Origin of the sequence: Photobacterium kasasachensis (genome assembly GCF_050336885.1) — a bacterium.
Classification (GTDB): domain Bacteria; phylum Pseudomonadota; class Gammaproteobacteria; order Enterobacterales; family Vibrionaceae; genus Photobacterium; species Photobacterium kasasachensis.
In genome coordinates, this window is the sequence record NZ_JAKJSH010000004.1 from 1023539 (window position 1) to 1038792 (window position 15254).

13 protein-coding genes are annotated in these 15254 nt (G+C 48.3%); 7 read left to right on the forward strand and 6 right to left on the reverse strand.

Annotated elements, in window-relative coordinates; genetic code table 11:
• Positions 1–73 precede the first annotated feature (73 nt).
• The gene (locus tag L4D19_RS04265) at positions 74–1732 is read left to right on the forward strand and encodes a putative bifunctional diguanylate cyclase/phosphodiesterase (protein WP_428451351.1); all 1659 of its coding nucleotides are present in this window, start codon (positions 74–76) and stop codon (positions 1730–1732) included.
• Between the two features lie 153 nt (positions 1733–1885).
• Positions 1886–2179, forward strand: coding sequence for a DUF3303 domain-containing protein (locus L4D19_RS04270; RefSeq protein WP_239413760.1), 294 nt, complete (start codon positions 1886–1888; stop codon positions 2177–2179).
• A gap of 108 nt (positions 2180–2287) precedes the next feature.
• On the opposite strand, the gene L4D19_RS04275 is transcribed toward L4D19_RS04270, so the two are convergent.
• The 4 genes from L4D19_RS04275 to L4D19_RS04290 form a co-directional block, all read right to left on the reverse strand.
• Positions 2288–3658 carry a sensor histidine kinase gene (locus tag L4D19_RS04275; protein ID WP_428451352.1) on the reverse strand — a complete coding sequence of 457 codons (1371 nt, stop codon included), beginning with the start codon at positions 3656–3658 and terminating at the stop codon, positions 2288–2290.
• Positions 3659–3697: 39 nt separating this feature from the next.
• Complete coding sequence (locus L4D19_RS04280) at positions 3698–4462, reverse strand: response regulator transcription factor (RefSeq protein WP_428451353.1); 765 nt, start codon at positions 4460–4462, stop codon at positions 3698–3700.
• Between the two features lie 99 nt (positions 4463–4561).
• Entirely contained in the window at positions 4562–5263 is a 702-nt protein-coding gene (locus L4D19_RS04285) for a spondin domain-containing protein (RefSeq protein WP_428451354.1), read from the reverse strand.
• 10 nt (positions 5264–5273) lie between these two features.
• Positions 5274–5945: a spondin domain-containing protein gene (locus L4D19_RS04290; RefSeq protein WP_428451355.1), complete on the reverse strand. Its 672-nt coding sequence runs from the start codon at positions 5943–5945 to the stop codon at positions 5274–5276.
• A 163-nt stretch (positions 5946–6108) separates the two neighbouring features.
• On the opposite strand from L4D19_RS04290, the gene L4D19_RS04295 reads away from it, so the two are divergent.
• From L4D19_RS04295 to L4D19_RS04305, 3 genes are all read left to right on the forward strand, one after another.
• Positions 6109–6186 carry a TIGR02450 family Trp-rich protein gene (locus tag L4D19_RS04295; protein ID WP_428451407.1) on the forward strand — a complete coding sequence of 26 codons (78 nt, stop codon included), beginning with the start codon at positions 6109–6111 and terminating at the stop codon, positions 6184–6186.
• A 139-nt stretch (positions 6187–6325) separates the two neighbouring features.
• Positions 6326–6745, forward strand: a complete 420-nt coding sequence (locus L4D19_RS04300) for a GFA family protein (protein ID WP_428451356.1) — start codon at positions 6326–6328, stop codon at positions 6743–6745.
• Positions 6746–7016: 271 nt separating this feature from the next.
• On the forward strand, positions 7017–7745 hold the full coding sequence (locus tag L4D19_RS04305) for a hypothetical protein (RefSeq protein WP_428451357.1): 729 nt from the start codon (positions 7017–7019) through the stop codon (positions 7743–7745).
• A gap of 115 nt (positions 7746–7860) precedes the next feature.
• Here the strand turns inward: L4D19_RS04305 and L4D19_RS04310 are convergent, their stop codons facing one another.
• Positions 7861–9174 carry an anaerobic C4-dicarboxylate transporter family protein gene (locus L4D19_RS04310; RefSeq protein ID WP_160658367.1) on the reverse strand — a complete coding sequence of 438 codons (1314 nt, stop codon included), beginning with the start codon at positions 9172–9174 and terminating at the stop codon, positions 7861–7863.
• 337 nt (positions 9175–9511) lie between these two features.
• Complete coding sequence (locus L4D19_RS04315; protein WP_428451358.1) at positions 9512–10033, reverse strand: RNA methyltransferase; 522 nt, start codon at positions 10031–10033, stop codon at positions 9512–9514.
• 250 nt (positions 10034–10283) lie between these two features.
• Here L4D19_RS04315 and L4D19_RS04320 point away from each other — a divergent pair, with 250 nt between their 5' ends.
• Positions 10284–12656 (forward strand): Lon protease family protein, encoded by a 2373-nt coding sequence (locus tag L4D19_RS04320; RefSeq protein ID WP_428451359.1) that lies wholly within the window; start codon positions 10284–10286, stop codon positions 12654–12656.
• Between the two features lie 602 nt (positions 12657–13258).
• Positions 13259–15214: a PTS mannitol transporter subunit IICBA gene (locus tag L4D19_RS04325; protein ID WP_428451360.1), complete on the forward strand. Its 1956-nt coding sequence runs from the start codon at positions 13259–13261 to the stop codon at positions 15212–15214.
• The last annotated feature ends 40 nt before the right edge of the window (positions 15215–15254 follow it).

Below are 15254 nucleotides of genomic sequence, written 5' to 3' on the forward strand. Positions count from 1 at the left end.
GTATCATGGTGAAAATAATGCTGAGGCCACGTTCCACAGAATATTAATAAAAAGAATACTAACGAGTACACTGATGAGTGATGTTGCATATTCGCTATTACCAGCACTGACTATCCACAATGATATTGTAATTGCGTGTAATGACGTTTTCACAGAGCAAGTTGGATATGTGAAGTCAGAAATAATAGGCTGCAGGTTGCATAGTGTTTTATCTATTCTTGATACGAAGACCCAGCACACCATAAGCAATGAACAACTTACTGCTTATGTTGTTGATAGCGCTCAGAGGAAATCCGTCAAAGCTGCGCTGAAAAACAAACATCATTATTCACTGCCGGTTGATATGCAATGCCTTGCTAGCAAGGCTGAGGTGAATGTCTTTGAGCTGTATTTCCGGGTGCTGGAAAATAAATCGGTTGATCCGATTACGGGACTGCCTAATGGCTGGGCAATACGCTCTCGAGCTGAGTACTTACTTCGTCTCCCTGAACGGCATAAACCGAAATTGGCGTTGCTTATTTTTTCTGTCGATAATTTTTCAACGATGAATTTTCGTTATGGTTTCGATGTCGGCGATAACTATTTATGGGTGTTGGGGAAAACGCTACAGGAAAGTATTAACGACAGGGGATTGGTGGTTCGTTATTCCAATGCAAAATTTGGGGTATTGGTCGAAGATTATAACGGGTTGTCAGCCGAAGCCTTTGACGCCTATGTTGTTCATATCTGCAAACACCTTTGTGATGTTGCGGCAATGCCATTGAAACTCAATGGTGGTCACCGGGTGAATAAATCTTTTAGTATTGGAGTCAGTGCTGAAAGTGCTATTTATGACAGTTATCATGCGATGGAAGTGGCGGCTGAAATAGCAATGAGAGAAGCAAAGAAGTTCAGCACTTCCAAATATTGCTTGGCGACGGAACAGACGAAAGATGATTTGGTTTTTAAGAAGCTTATCATTGAAGAGTTACCTCAGGCGATAGAACAAAACCAGATCAAGATATATTTTCAGCCCCAATATGATTTGAGCAACGGTATGCTTATTGGTTTTGAAGCATTATCTCGCTGGCAACATACGGAGTTGGGTAATATTCCTCCGGATATTTTTGTGGGTATTGCTGAAGAGATTGGTTTGCATTTTGAATTTGACTTGTGGGTATTTAATCAGGTTTGTTCACAAATTGTTGAATGGCGGAAGCATGGTGTAAATACCCCTCGGATAGCAATCAATATATCGTTTAAAACAATAGAGATGACGACATTTGTCTCTCGTATTGTGGATATTATTAAAACAACCCAATGTCCGACGGAGCTGATTGAAATAGAAATCACAGAGACGGCAACAGCAAAGAATATCAGTACGCTGAGGGACAATATTACGCAGCTAAAAAGTGCCGGGATCAATATTGCGGTCGATGATTTTGGAACTGGTTACTCATCACTGAACTTGATTCGTACTTTTTGCCAGTCGCTGGATAAGCTGAAATTGGACCGCACACTGATCGAGAATATCTGCAATACCGAACTGGACCGTGAATTTACCCGGCAGATCATTGAACTGAGCCGCGTGCTGCAGGTTAAAGTGCTTGCAGAAGGGGTTGAAACGCGGGAGCAGCGTGAATTGCTAACACAGCTTGGTTGCGACTGTGCCCAGGGTTACTATTTCGACAAGGCACTTCCAGTATCAGAGACGAAAGCATTGATTGACAGAGCCTATAGCCCTATTGATTGACGATCTCTTGACTGCAAATAACGGCTAACTCGTTGGCGTTAATCGCTCTTTTCTCGGGGACCTACCAAAGGAATGCATTGAGTCACAGGCATAGTATCTCAGGCATTGCATCTCCTTATCTATACTTATCCTCAGTGCTAAAACGAGGTACTGATGATGACATTTTTAATTACCTGGCAGTTACACCAAGGCAAGCTTCATGCAACGCTGGCTCACTTTTCTCAGCTTACCACAGAGCAGGATCAGGCCATGATGGGGGAAGAGATCAAGATGATTGGCCGCTGGCATGATTTGGTCAGCGGAACGGGAGTCGCGATTTGCGAGTCTGATAGTATCGAGGCGGTGTCTGCCTACGCGCTGAAGTGGAACAATGATATGGATATCTCAGTACAGGCGGTTGTTGATGATGAACAGGCCAAGGCGCTGGGAAGCAGATTGTTAGTATAGCCAGCTTTTTCCTGTTTGCTTTCGTTAGATAAATCACACCCTGGTTGCTTGCGAGCAGTCAGGGTGTTTTTGTTGGTGGGGGGAGCTGGGAGTGGGTATAAATTGGGATTAGGCCGAGATAGGCAGATCAAAGGATTGCAGGTAATGCCGTGTATCGCGCTCAGTTTTCAGGTGGCTATGGTGGATCACCAAAATAGACTGGATGATCCGCATGCCCAGTCCCATCGAGCCAGATGGGGCATCAGGATCAATCTGGTTGGTGATCTGGACCGCGACATCATGTTGGTGGTGCTCGGCTTGAAGCTGGATGGTCGAATAAGCCGGGGCGTGACGGATAGCATTTTCGAACAGGTTGGAAAATAAGCGTAGCAATAGCTGTTCGTCGCCGTAGACAGTGTCGATATCCGGTAGCGAAAGGCTTAGCGAAAGATGTTTTTTCTCGGCATCAATTGCCAGGCTTTCCTGGGTTTCTCTTATTATCTGCGTGAGCCGGACAGGCTCGAAGTGCGGCTCTGGTACGTGTTTTTGGCTGCGAGCCAGCTCAAGCTGCTGGCTTAGCTGTTCGGCAAGCTTGTGCGCATTGCGATGTGCGGTCTCAATCAGGGGATCGGGAGAGGGGGCCTGGAGCTGCCATGTTTCCAGATAACCGAGAATACTCGACAGCGGGGTTTTGAGATCATGGCTCAATTGCATGAGCAACTCCCGGCGATTATTTTCTTCCTGTTGTAGCTGCAAGAATTGCTGCTGGATCCGCTGTGCCATGAGATATAAGTGTTTGGCTATGGGCTTGAGCTCCGGCACCTGATTGACAAAATCAGGGCGAAGACGAAAGTTGTTTCCGGCCTGTTCTCTCAGGTTTTGGGTAACGGTTTCTATCGGCTGGAGCAGAGTTTGTCTAACTAGGCGGTAGGTCAGCAAACTGAAGCCAAGGATGAGAAGCAGGGAGATTGCCATCATGTTGTAGACAGGTTGATTTCCTTCCTGAGAAGCCAATAATGTTCGCTGTTCACTGCCGATCACAACGTATAAATAGCCAATAACCGAATCATATTGCCGAATAGGCGCCACGGAAAAGACTTTTTTTCCGCCCGGGTTACGCGGGTCATCACCCAGAATGGGCAAGGGCTGATTAGCCAAGAATTGCCTTATTGGTATTAGGTTGACATTACTGGCTTGGACTTTGCCTTCAGGAGCAGCATGGCTGCGAATATTGCCTTGCTGATCGAGAAAATAGATTTCGAAGTCGGGGCCTAGCAGCATCAAAGTGTGAAATATCGACTTGAGGGCGTCTGGGTTGTAATCGGTACCATGCATCAGAGGATTATCGTCTCTCATATGGGCGGCAAGCTCACGGTGCAAGGTTTGCTGGGTGCGCTGTTCGATAACCTGTTGCTGATAGTTGAACAGGCTACCAATTAACAAAGCCGAAAGGGCAAACCACATTCCGGTGAGCAGCAACAGACGCAGTTTAAAATTCATTGCGATATCTCCTTGAAGCGGCCTCTGTTACCGCTCGGCTTAGCAAGCCTGGAACTTGTAACCGACTCCCCACACGGTGTGGATATACTTGTGCCGGGCTGTTGGTGGCTCCAGCTTGGTTCTGAGTCTGTTGACGGTGCTACAGACGGTATGGTGGTAGCCCGAAAAGTCTGTGTGCCATACCTGCTCCAGTAATTCGTCTTTGCTGTATACCCGCCCCGGCCGCTGGGCCATGAAGTGCAGCAAGGTAAACTCGGTAGCCGTTAGCTTTACGGGGTGTTGCTCGACTTCGACCTGATGCGACTGAGGTTTGATAGTCAGTCCGTTAAACTCAAGAACAGGCTCTGGGGCATTCTCCGCCCCGTCACGGTTTGCCGAATGAGAGTCTGCCGTATGGCTTTTGCGGCGTAACATAGCTCTCACCCGAGCCTGAAACTCCAGTACGCTAAACGGTTTGGTTAAGTAATCGTCTGCACCGGATTCGAGCCCTTCGACTCTGTCTTTCTCACGGTCTCTTGCTGTCAGGATCAATATCGGTAACCAGTTTTGCAGCCTGCGAAGTTCAGTGCATAACTGCAGTCCGTCACCATCATCCAAGCCCCGATCTAAAACAATAAGGTCGAAGGTTGTGGAATTGAGTTTTTCTCTGGCGAGTTCGAGACTACTGACGCGAACGACCTCATGGCCCTGAAAAGTCAGGTGCATGCTGATTAGTTCAGCCAGATCATTGTCGTCTTCAACAATCAGGATCACGGCAGGCTCTATGCTGTTTGAGTTCGGGTTGTTTGCTTTCGTTGTGAACATAATGTCATCCCGGCCGGTTTCTCGTCATACGTTGTAGAATGCAATACACGTATACCAACGAAAAAAGACCGGACAGGGATGAGTTTCTTTCAACAGATGCTATTCCGTCCGAGTAATGGTCAGCCTCGCCCCCGGATTGAGAAAGCGGTGGGTCGCATTGAGAGCCGAGCTTGCCAAACCATCATCTTGGCTGATGACACCAGCATGAAAGGATACCCTGTCATTGTCGTCGCGGACGCTGTTGTATCCTTCGCCGCCAGCTGCCGGGCCGGGAATAGTGGCGGCCGATTCGTTATTGGCCTCTGTACCGGCATCCCATATTGCCATGTTCATATTCAGGCTCTCACCAATGGCGAGGCTGCCAATATCGAGCTGGGTTTCACCGACAAACCCGTCATTGGTATTAACAAGCATACTGGCAACCGATAGCTGCTGGGCGACGTTGGTATCTATGGTTAACGAGACACTGTCGCTGGCACCCGGCAAAATTACCCCCGTACCTGAAACACTGTATCCGACATTACCGTTGTTCGCCGATTCAGCAAGAAGGTTGCTGTTGTCGCCGCCCTCGGCCATCACCTCGAGTGGATTCGAAGATGGTTGACCGATCTCAAATAACGAATATTGATCGTTGTGGGCCAGAATGGCGAGAGGTGACAGCGGCTGGTTTGGGGTCAGGTTCTTAACGCTGACCGTATAGCTTGCTGTAACAGGTACTGGTTCCTGAACGTCATCATCTTCGATAGGACAGCCGGCAAGCAGGCCAGCGCTGGTTGCAATCATCAGTAGACGATATTTCATAGCGGCCTCCTTACTTTACTGTCACGGTAACGATGGCTACCGGATTCAGCCAGCGGTAGGTCGTGCTGCTGATATCGCTCAGCCCGCCGTTCGGATCACTGTCGCCGAGGTTACCCGGATGGATGTGGACTTTGTTATTGGTCACCGTAGTCTCTACACCAGTACCGCCGCTACCAAAGTTGATAAATGGTGGGTTGGGCATACTGGCAGCCAGCTCGTCATTGGCCTCGGTGCCTGCATCATAGCTGTTGAGGGAGATGGTATAGGTGCCCGGTGCCGATGGAATAGCCCAGCTGTCAAGGCCGACAAAGCCATCATTGGTCGGTAGCAGCATGGCGGTAATCGTCAGACGATCAGCATTGCCCGTGTCCAGCGAGGCTGTTGCCTGCTGACCAGGATCCAAAATGCCGCCGGCCGGGTCTTCGGCAACTACTGCCCCGGCGTTAGTCGCCACTGATGAGAGCCCGGAAATATCTCCGCCTTCGGCCATGGCTTCAATTTCGGCAGAGGCCGTTTCACCAGAGCGGAACAGGAATACACTGTCGCTGTGTGCAGCCACCAATAGCGGGGTGAAATAGATGTTTTTGGTAGCATTGGTAATTGTGACATCAATTTCTGCTGCCAGGGTATGAGCAGAACCCAATAGGCCGATAACGGCAAGGGAGGCTAAGGTCATCTTCATTGTTTGGTCCGTTTGTTATTGAGTCATGCAATGACTATGACGGATAAATCTGGCAATCCTCTCGCGAAAATCTCACAAATTTCTCACAATCGTGTTTTTCGATTTTATCGATAGAAATGAGTTAATTGCTGCGATCAAATGATCGGAAAGTCAGTTTGAAGCGGTGATAAACCGACATGAGTATGAGCTTAACTGGCGAGAGCTTACCGACTCTTTGGAGTGGCAGATCGGCTGGCACTAGTTGGCAGGCTGTTGTTATGAATAATGAAACTTGCACCTTGCTCACAGTATTTCTTGTCTATAGTTGAATAATTATGCTGTATGTATATACAGTTATTATGGTAATAACTTATAAAAATGGAACAAGACAAGGAGGACATATGAGTGAGAAACAAGCGATATCTGGCAGCTGCCTATGCGGAAAAGTGACTATTGAAGCTAAAGCCGCTGATTTGCATGTCGGAGCATGTCATTGCGGTATGTGCCGTAAATGGGGAGGAGGGCCATTCCTTGCCGTTGATGGTGGATCAGAAATCGTGATTAATGGTGAAGAGTTTGTCAGTCGTTACGCCTCTTCGGAGTGGGCTGAGCGCGCCTTCTGCAAGGAGTGCGGGACACATTTGTTCTACCTGTTGAAGGAGAAGAGCCAGCATATCATTACGGCTGGTATTCTTGATCAGCAAGATGAGATGAAGATGGATCACCAAATCTTTATTGATAAGAAACCAGACTATTACGCCTTTATCAATGACACTCAAAACATGACAGAAGCTGAAGTGTTTGCGCAGTTCGCGCCTTAATCAGAGCAAGTCTTAACCGGGTAATACACGGAGTCCGTCAGGGCACCTCATCCCGATGGGTGCGGTGCCCTATATTTTTGCGTGTGATTAGTTTCAAAGGCAAATCACTAAAAAATAGAGTTTTTTGTCTACACTAGAGATAACAGCTAAACGTGAAGAGGAGAGTCCATCGGCAGAGAGGTTTGCAAGAAAGGTGTTAGTTGGCACTTACCATATGCCTTTGTTGTATAGGCAGCTTAGGTATCGTGGTGTTGATATTGAGGGGTAGATCATGCTCGATTTTGCAAACAGCCAGGCTTTGAAAAGCAAACAGGCGAAAGCGACCACCGCATCCAATATTATCAAAAATGTTATTTTATCTGACCTTAACGAACTCTATTCATCAGCAGAGATTGATGTCCTGCAGCAGGCGCAGCAATTGATCGAAGATGGGAAAAATCGGATTCGGCACTTAAAGGAAAAGCGCCTTAACGAAGAGAAACAGCGCCTCGTTGTCGAAGCCAGGTTGCATGAAAGGGCGTTTAAGGTTGCCCTAGCAGCACTGAGTAACATGTCACTTGCAGAGCTCTACCAGCTCAATGCTTCTTTTGCCTTTCAGTCTTCAGCCGTCAGCGAATTGATAGAAGACTATGATCATCAACACTACCTTACCACCGTGCAAAGCTGGCTTGATGCCGATGTCAGTACCGACAGCTATTTCGACCTTTCTCCGCAGGAGGTCCAAGAGGGATGGATGGTTGGCATTGCCAAGGCGGCAGTCGAAATTATCAGTTGGCCGAATCTCAAGCATCATCGGAGTTACCAGGATCCGTCTGCTGGCTATACCGAGCCTTTGGGTATACCTGATGACTTTCCTGCGGCGATTTATACCGATGTGCAATATACCAACCGGTACCGGTTGAGTTCTGACTGCCTCAGGGTGATTCAGGCCTTAACAGAATACGAAGAAAATGAGCAAAAGGTTCGGTCAATTCTAAATAGTCTCGGGCAGGATACGTAATCGAATCTGGTTCCCGAGGGCATGATGGTTGTAGGGATATAAACTATCGTGTAAATGATATTGCTAATATAAAAAAGCCCTGCGATTGCAGGGCTTGGATAGGAAGTGCTTTTAATTACAGTACGATACCGGCAAACAGGAAGCCGAACATAATACTGAATACCATGCTTAGCAGACCCGGGATCATGAAGCTGTGGTTAAAGATAAACTTACCGATGTTGGTCGTACCCGTACGGTCAAAGTCGATTGACGCAATGATCGGGCCGTAGTTCGGAATGAAGAAGTAACCGTTAACAGCAACAAAGGTCGCGATGATCACTTCCGGCGGCAGGCCAAGGGTGATGGCTACCGGTACCAGTACTGCAGTTGTTGCGCCCTGGCTGTTAACCATGACAGACAGTGCAAACAGCGCAAAAGCAAAGGTCCAAGGGGCCATTTCGACCAGACCGGCAACCGTTTCTTTCACCATTACACCATGACCGCCGATGAAGGTGTCACCGAGCCAGGCGATACCAAAGATAGCAACAATGGCGCGCATACCGGCGTGGAATACAGAACCTTGGGTGATGGCATAACCGTCTGGTTTGCAGATCAGGATGATCAGAGCCGCAATAGACAGCATGACAATTTCAATCGTATGAGCCATGCCCATGGCATTGCCGTCAAAGCTTGGACGAAGTGATGGGAAGGCACCCATTAGAACCACAATTAACGAACCGAACAAGAACAGGGAAACGGCTTTTTTTGCTTCAGGTTTCACTTCAAGCTCTTCAACCTGCACCTCTTGTTCCATTTCCTGACGGAAAGCTGGATCTTCCATGCGGCGACGATATTCAGGATCATCTTTAAGCTCTTTACCCAGTTTGTTGACGATGACGCAGGCCGCCGTCAGACCAAGGCTGGTACCTGGAATGGTGACCAGTAGCACGTCGGCAAGGGTGATCCCCTGAGGTTCCAGGAAGGCAACCAGAGCAACAACCGCTGCTGCGATTGGGCTGGCAACGATGGCGAACTGGGAAGCAATGACTGCCATACTCATCGGACGCTCAGGACGAATGCCGCTGCGACGGCTGACTTCCGCAATAACCGGAAGAACAGAATAGGCAACGTGACCTGTACCCGCCATCATCGTGAAGACGTAGGTAACAACCGGCGCGATAAAAGTAATGTATTTAGGGTTTTTGCGCAGGATTTTAGTGGCGATTTTGATCAGGAAATCGAGACCACCAGCTGCTTGCATGGATGCCGCCGCGGCAACTACAGCCATGATCATCAGCATCACATTGATAGGCGGGCTGGTAGGCTGCAAGCCAAATACGAAGCTTAAGACGGCAAGACCAACGCCCCCCATGACACCCAGACCGATACCACCGATCCGCGCCCCGATTAAAATACAGACGAGTACAATTAAAAACTCAACAAAAAACACATCAATCTCCTTGATGACAGCGTTTAAGGTAAATGAAAAATTTGGTTGCACATGATATCTGTTTAATATTTCTCGCGATCAAACATTCATCACACAAAAGCAGCATGACCTTGTAAAATGTAAGGTCTAATGCGTCTTGTAATAAGTAGTTGTTAAGTCGAGGTAATTGGTGGTGATCGCTATAAAGAATACTTGTAGCGTTTGATAACAAAATGGTTGGCTTGTTTGAGTTTGAGTTTGAGTTTGAGTTTGGTACTAGAGCGGTGTGAGTAAAATCAAAAGCAGGTGCTGAGAGTGCACCTGCTTCATTGTGAGTCTGATGGCTATTATGAATAGCTTATTCTGTTGCTGGAGCTTTCACCACCAGGCGATTTCTGTTGTCCCTGCTTTGGCGGATAAGCTCATCACCCGCAAGCATTTCTTCGGACTTTGCCAGGCGGTCATAGAGCAATACGTTGACCGTCGCTGCCAGGTTCATGCAGCCAACTGTCGGGACATAGACAACAGCATCAGCGCGGTCTACCACATCCTGCGCAATTGATCCGTCTTCCGGGCCAAACACATACAGTGCGTTTTCCGGATGCTGAAAGTGCGGAAGGGGAATTGCGCCTTCAGCCAGTTCTACACACACCACCTTTGTCTCGTCAGGCAAGCCATCGAGCAGTGAGTCCATCCCGATAAGCGGGATTTTTCCCGAGATGTTATTGGTGTCGGTGTGAAATTTTGCCGCATGCTCGTAACGTTTACCGGTATAACAGACCGAATCAACACGGTAACACCCTGCAGCACGCATGACGGCGCCGACGTTAGAAGGGCTTTTGGGGTTACTAAGGCCAATAGTGACTCGGGCTTTGTTCATTGATGTTATCCGTCTACCAGGTGTGAAAGAGCGCGGCATTCTATCAAAGCACAACGCAGAGCGGTAGCTCAGGGTAAGTACCGCACTATTCGTAACGTAGTCCACTGCAAAATGTGCAGGATATGGTTATAAAGTGAGCGATCGCACTGAAAGTTGTGTCCTTGCCCCCTTAACGGTAGATAAGTCACTAAAAGATAATAATTTACTGTCTACACTGGAGGTAACTTATGTCATAAAAAGAGGGATCTTTATGTCAATTACACCTCTAAGCAGTGACAAGCTGTATCGCGCATCAGAATTGAATGGACTGGCGGCAGATTGCAAGTCGACCAAGAACCTGACGCCGCTTGATGAAATCGTCGGGCAGGAAAGGGCACAGCAGGCCGTTGAGTTTGCCATGTCGATCAAAGAGAAGGGCTATAACATCTATGCCATTGGCCGTAATGGTCTGGGTAAGCGCACCATGGTGCTGCGTTATCTGAACCGCCATGATCCGAATGGGAACGGCGTGCCTTTGTATGACTGGTGCTATGTCGCGAATTTCGAGGAAACGCGTAGCCCGAAAGTGCTGAAGCTGCCGGCAGGGACAGGGCAGAAGTTCAAGAAAGAAATCGAGAAGTTGATGCTGAGGCTGGTCAAGGCCCTGCCGTTGGCGTTCGACAACGAAATGTATTACAGCCGTTCCGAAACGCTGAAAAATCAGCTGACCCAGAAGCAGGAAAGCTCTTTGCTGACCCTGACCAATGAGGCAAAAGAGAAGAGTGTTAGCCTGTCGCTGACCACTCAGGGTGAGTATCAGCTGGTGGCGCTGAACGGTGAGGAACCCCATACCGAAGAGAGCTTTGCCAAGCTGTCCGAGGACGAGCAGCAACAGTTCGAAGAGACGATTAACGCTCTGGAGAAACAACTTCGCGGTATCGTCCGTCAGTTAACCGAGCTGGAAGAAGAGTTCTCCGATAAAATTCAAAAGCTAAATGAAGAAGTTGCCCTCGATGTTGTGGTGCACTTTATTAAGCCTGTCAAGGATACCTACCGGGGTCAGCCGGAGGTGAAGGCTTATTTAACCGCCATGCAGAAAGATATTCTGGATAATCTGGATATCTTCCTCGAAGAGAGCGAAGAGCAGGTCGCGCTCGCCTATGCGGCGCTCGATAAGAAAATGCCGCGCCGTTATCAGGTCAATGTGGTGGTGAGCCAGCCGGATCAGAAATTCCCTATCGTGGTGGAAGACAGTCCGAGCTATCACTCCATCTTTGGCTATGTGGAAAATGCCACCTACAAGGGAACGGTCTTTACCGACTTTTCTCTAATCCGTTCAGGTAGTTTGCACCGGGCAAACGGCGGTGTGCTGCTGATGGATGCGGTGAAAGTGCTGGAACGTCCTTATGTCTGGGATGGTTTGAAGCGGGCATTGCGAGCAAGAAAATTGAACGTGAGTTCATTGGAGCGTGAGGTGACGCTGTCGGGCACTATTTCGCTGGAGCCGGAAGATATTCCGCTGAATGTGAAGATTATCTTGTTCGGAGACTATCAGACTTACCAGTTGCTTCAGCACTATGATCCTGATTTCAGCGAGCTGTTCCGGGTGACGGCTGATTTTGAAGACGAGATGCCGCGTACCGACGAATCCGAGGTGCAGTATGCCCGTTTTATCTCCAGTATTGTGAATGACAGCGAAATGCTGCATTGCGATAGAAAGGCGATTGCCCGGATCATCGATTACAGTTCACGCCAGGCTGATGATCAGAACAAACTGTCACTGCATTCCGCCGATATTGCCAACTTGCTGCGCGAAAGTAATTACGTGGCGAAATCGTCAAAGGCGACTATGATCCGCGCCAACCATGTCGAGCAGGCGTTGCAGAGCCAGGAGAAGCGGGTCAGCAGGCTCAGAGATCATGTGATGCAGACGTTTACCAATGGAACCACCTTGATTGATACCCAGGGAGATGTCGTTGGCCAAATCAATGGTTTGTCTGTCATCTCGACGACGGACTACCAGTTCGGTGCCCCTAATCGCATTACTGCGACAACGGCTTATGGTGAAGGGGAAGTGTTTGATATCGAGCGCAATGTGAAGCTTGGTGGCCGTATTCACTCTAAAGGTGTCATGATTTTGTCGGCTTACCTTGCCTCCATTTTTGGCAAGGCGAAGAAGATCCCGTTGACCACTCACCTGACTTTCGAGCAGTCATATGGCGGGGTGGATGGCGATAGCGCTTCGATGGCTGAGCTATGTGCAATCATCTCCGCTTTCTCGGGCATGTCGATACGACAGGATGTGGCTATCACCGGTTCCATGAACCAGTTCGGGGAGGCTCAGCCAATTGGTGGCGTAAATGAGAAGATTGAAGGCTTTTTCGATGTCTGTGGCATCAAAGGTCGCCAGCCAACACAAGGTGTGATTATTCCCAAGTCGAATGCACACAATTTGATGCTCCGTAAAGATGTCGTAGCTGCCGTAGAGAAAGGAGAATTTCAGATCTGGGCTATCAGCCATGTCACCGAGGCGATTGAGATCCTGACAGGCAAACCGGCCGGTACTGTGTCTGACGACACTGCCTATCCGCTTGATTCCGTGTATGGTCAGGCTCAGGTGAAGCTCAATGCATTGAGGCTGTAACCGTACCGAGGAACTGAATCCTTCGTTTGAAGAGTGAGTCTATCTAGCCAGCAGGTGTTTCTTGCTGGCTTTTTTTGTCTATAAACGCCGACATTTTTACTGTTTAACGTTCACTTTGGTCCTGCTTTAGCGTGCTGATTTGAGCCTGAATAGGCCGAAATCAATCAATGATGCTCATATGAAATTTTATTACAAAATGACATATTTTGAATTGGTGTCATCTTTGGAGGGTATTGGTGAGCCTAGCAAGTGTGATCTATATCACCATGATCTAGGTGTTAAAACGGTAAAAATGGCAGCAATGTGACAGAGATCACCAAGAGATTATATTTACCCTTCAAGATTTTGTGATCTCATGCATCATAAAGTTATTGACTTTTATGATTGGTGCGATTTGTTTGTTACTTTCAGGTTGGGTTTGCAACGGAGATCACGTAAATATTTTTTGGAATGGTGTTAGAAGTTGATAGGAGTCACAAAAAACCCGTTATCAGTTCGGTTTTGAATATCTATGTTAGATTAATTGGGTACTAAGCAATCGACGGTTTTGGCGAACCGTTACCTAAAACAGATTAAAACTGAACATCAAACGGGGAATCCTAATGATATCACCAGATGCTAAGATCAAGGTACAAAATTTTGGTCGCTTCTTATCGAATATGGTGATGCCCAACATCGGTGCTTTCATCGCATGGGGCTTCATCACTGCACTCTTTATTCCAACAGGTTGGATTCCAAATGAGGAATTAGCCAAGCTTGTTGGCCCAATGATCACTTACCTTCTTCCATTATTGATTGGTTATTCCGGTGGTAAATTGGTTGGCGGCGACCGCGGTGCGGTTGTTGGTGCCATCACAACCATTGGTGTCATCGTCGGTACCGACATCCCGATGTTTATGGGTGCCATGATGGTTGGTCCGCTGGGTGGTTGGGCTATCAAGAAGTTCGACAACTGGGTCGACGGCAAAGTAAAAAGCGGTTTTGAGATGTTAGTGAATAACTTCTCTGCCGGTATTGTGGGTATGATCTGTGCCATCCTGGCGTTCTACATGATTGGCCCATTTGTCAAAGTCTTGTCAGCTGGATTGGCTGGCGGGGTAAACTTCCTTGTCGACGCAGGCTTGCTACCTCTAACGTCCATTTTTGTTGAACCGGCAAAGATCCTGTTCCTGAATAATGCAATTAACCACGGTATTTTCTCGCCGTTGGGTATTCAGCAGGCAAACGAGGTTGGCCAGTCAATCTTCTTCCTGATTGAAGCTAACCCGGGGCCGGGTCTGGGTATCTTGCTTGCCTATATGGTGTTTGGTCGCGGTACGGCAAAACAGACAGCCGGTGGTGCCTCAATCATTCACTTCTTTGGCGGTATTCACGAGATTTACTTCCCGTACATTCTGATGAACCCACGTCTGATTCTGGCTGTTATCGCCGGTGGTATGACAGGTGTGTTCACGCTGACAATGTTTGATGCCGGTATTGTGTCTCCTGCGTCTCCGGGTTCTATCTTCGCCATTCTTCTGATGACGCCTAAGGCATCATTTGTTGGCGTTATCCTGTCGGTCATCGCTTCAACAACGGTATCTTTCTGTGTCGCGGCATTGCTTATGAAGACCCAGCCTGTAACAGACGAAGATGATGATAGCCTGGCTTCTGCTACCTCGAAGATGAAAGGCATGAAAGCCAACTCAAAAGGTGGCTCTCTAGGCGGTGCTGTCCTTGCCGAAGACAAGAGCAACATCAATATGGCCAATGTCCGCAACATCATTGTTGCCTGCGATGCCGGTATGGGCTCAAGCGCAATGGGGGCAAGCCTGCTACGTAAAAAAGTGCAGGAAGCCGGACTCAAGATTAGCGTAACGAACTGTGCCATCAACAGCTTGCCGCAAGAGGTAGATATCGTGATTACTCATAAAGACTTAACTGAGCGTGCCCGTAAGCATGCGGCAAACGCAAAACATATTTCTCTGACAAACTTCCTTGATAGCCAGGTATATAACGATTTGGTGACAAGCATTGTTGCTGCCAGCAGCCCGGATGCGGCAAACGATTCGGCTATGGTCAAGGTATCGCCTGTCGCGGTAAACGACGACAGCTTTGAACCACAGGCTCCGCAAGTATTCCAGATTCAGGCTGAGAACATTCACCTGGGGCTGAATGCCGCTACCAAGGAAGAGGCTATTCGTTACGCGGGTGAACAGTTGGTCAAGCTTGGCTACGCAGAACCTGAGTATGTCGATGCCATGTTTGAACGTGAAAAGTTAGTACCTACATACCTTGGAGAATCGATTGCGGTTCCACACGGTACGGTTGAAGCAAAAGACCGTGTTATGAAAACCGGTATCGTAATCTGCCAATACCCGGCCGGTGTACAGTTCACCGATGACGAAGACGATGTCGCCAAACTGGTTGTCGGTATTGCAGCCAAGAACGATGAGCACATTCAGGTAATTACTACCATCACCAATGCACTTGATGATCCGGAGGCCATTGAGCGCCTGACCAGTACGACTGATGTTAATGAAGTACTGAATATTCTGGCAGGCCAGAAAGCGGCTTAATCCAGAACGATCTCTGAGTGACCCGAGGCTGGTATCCCCC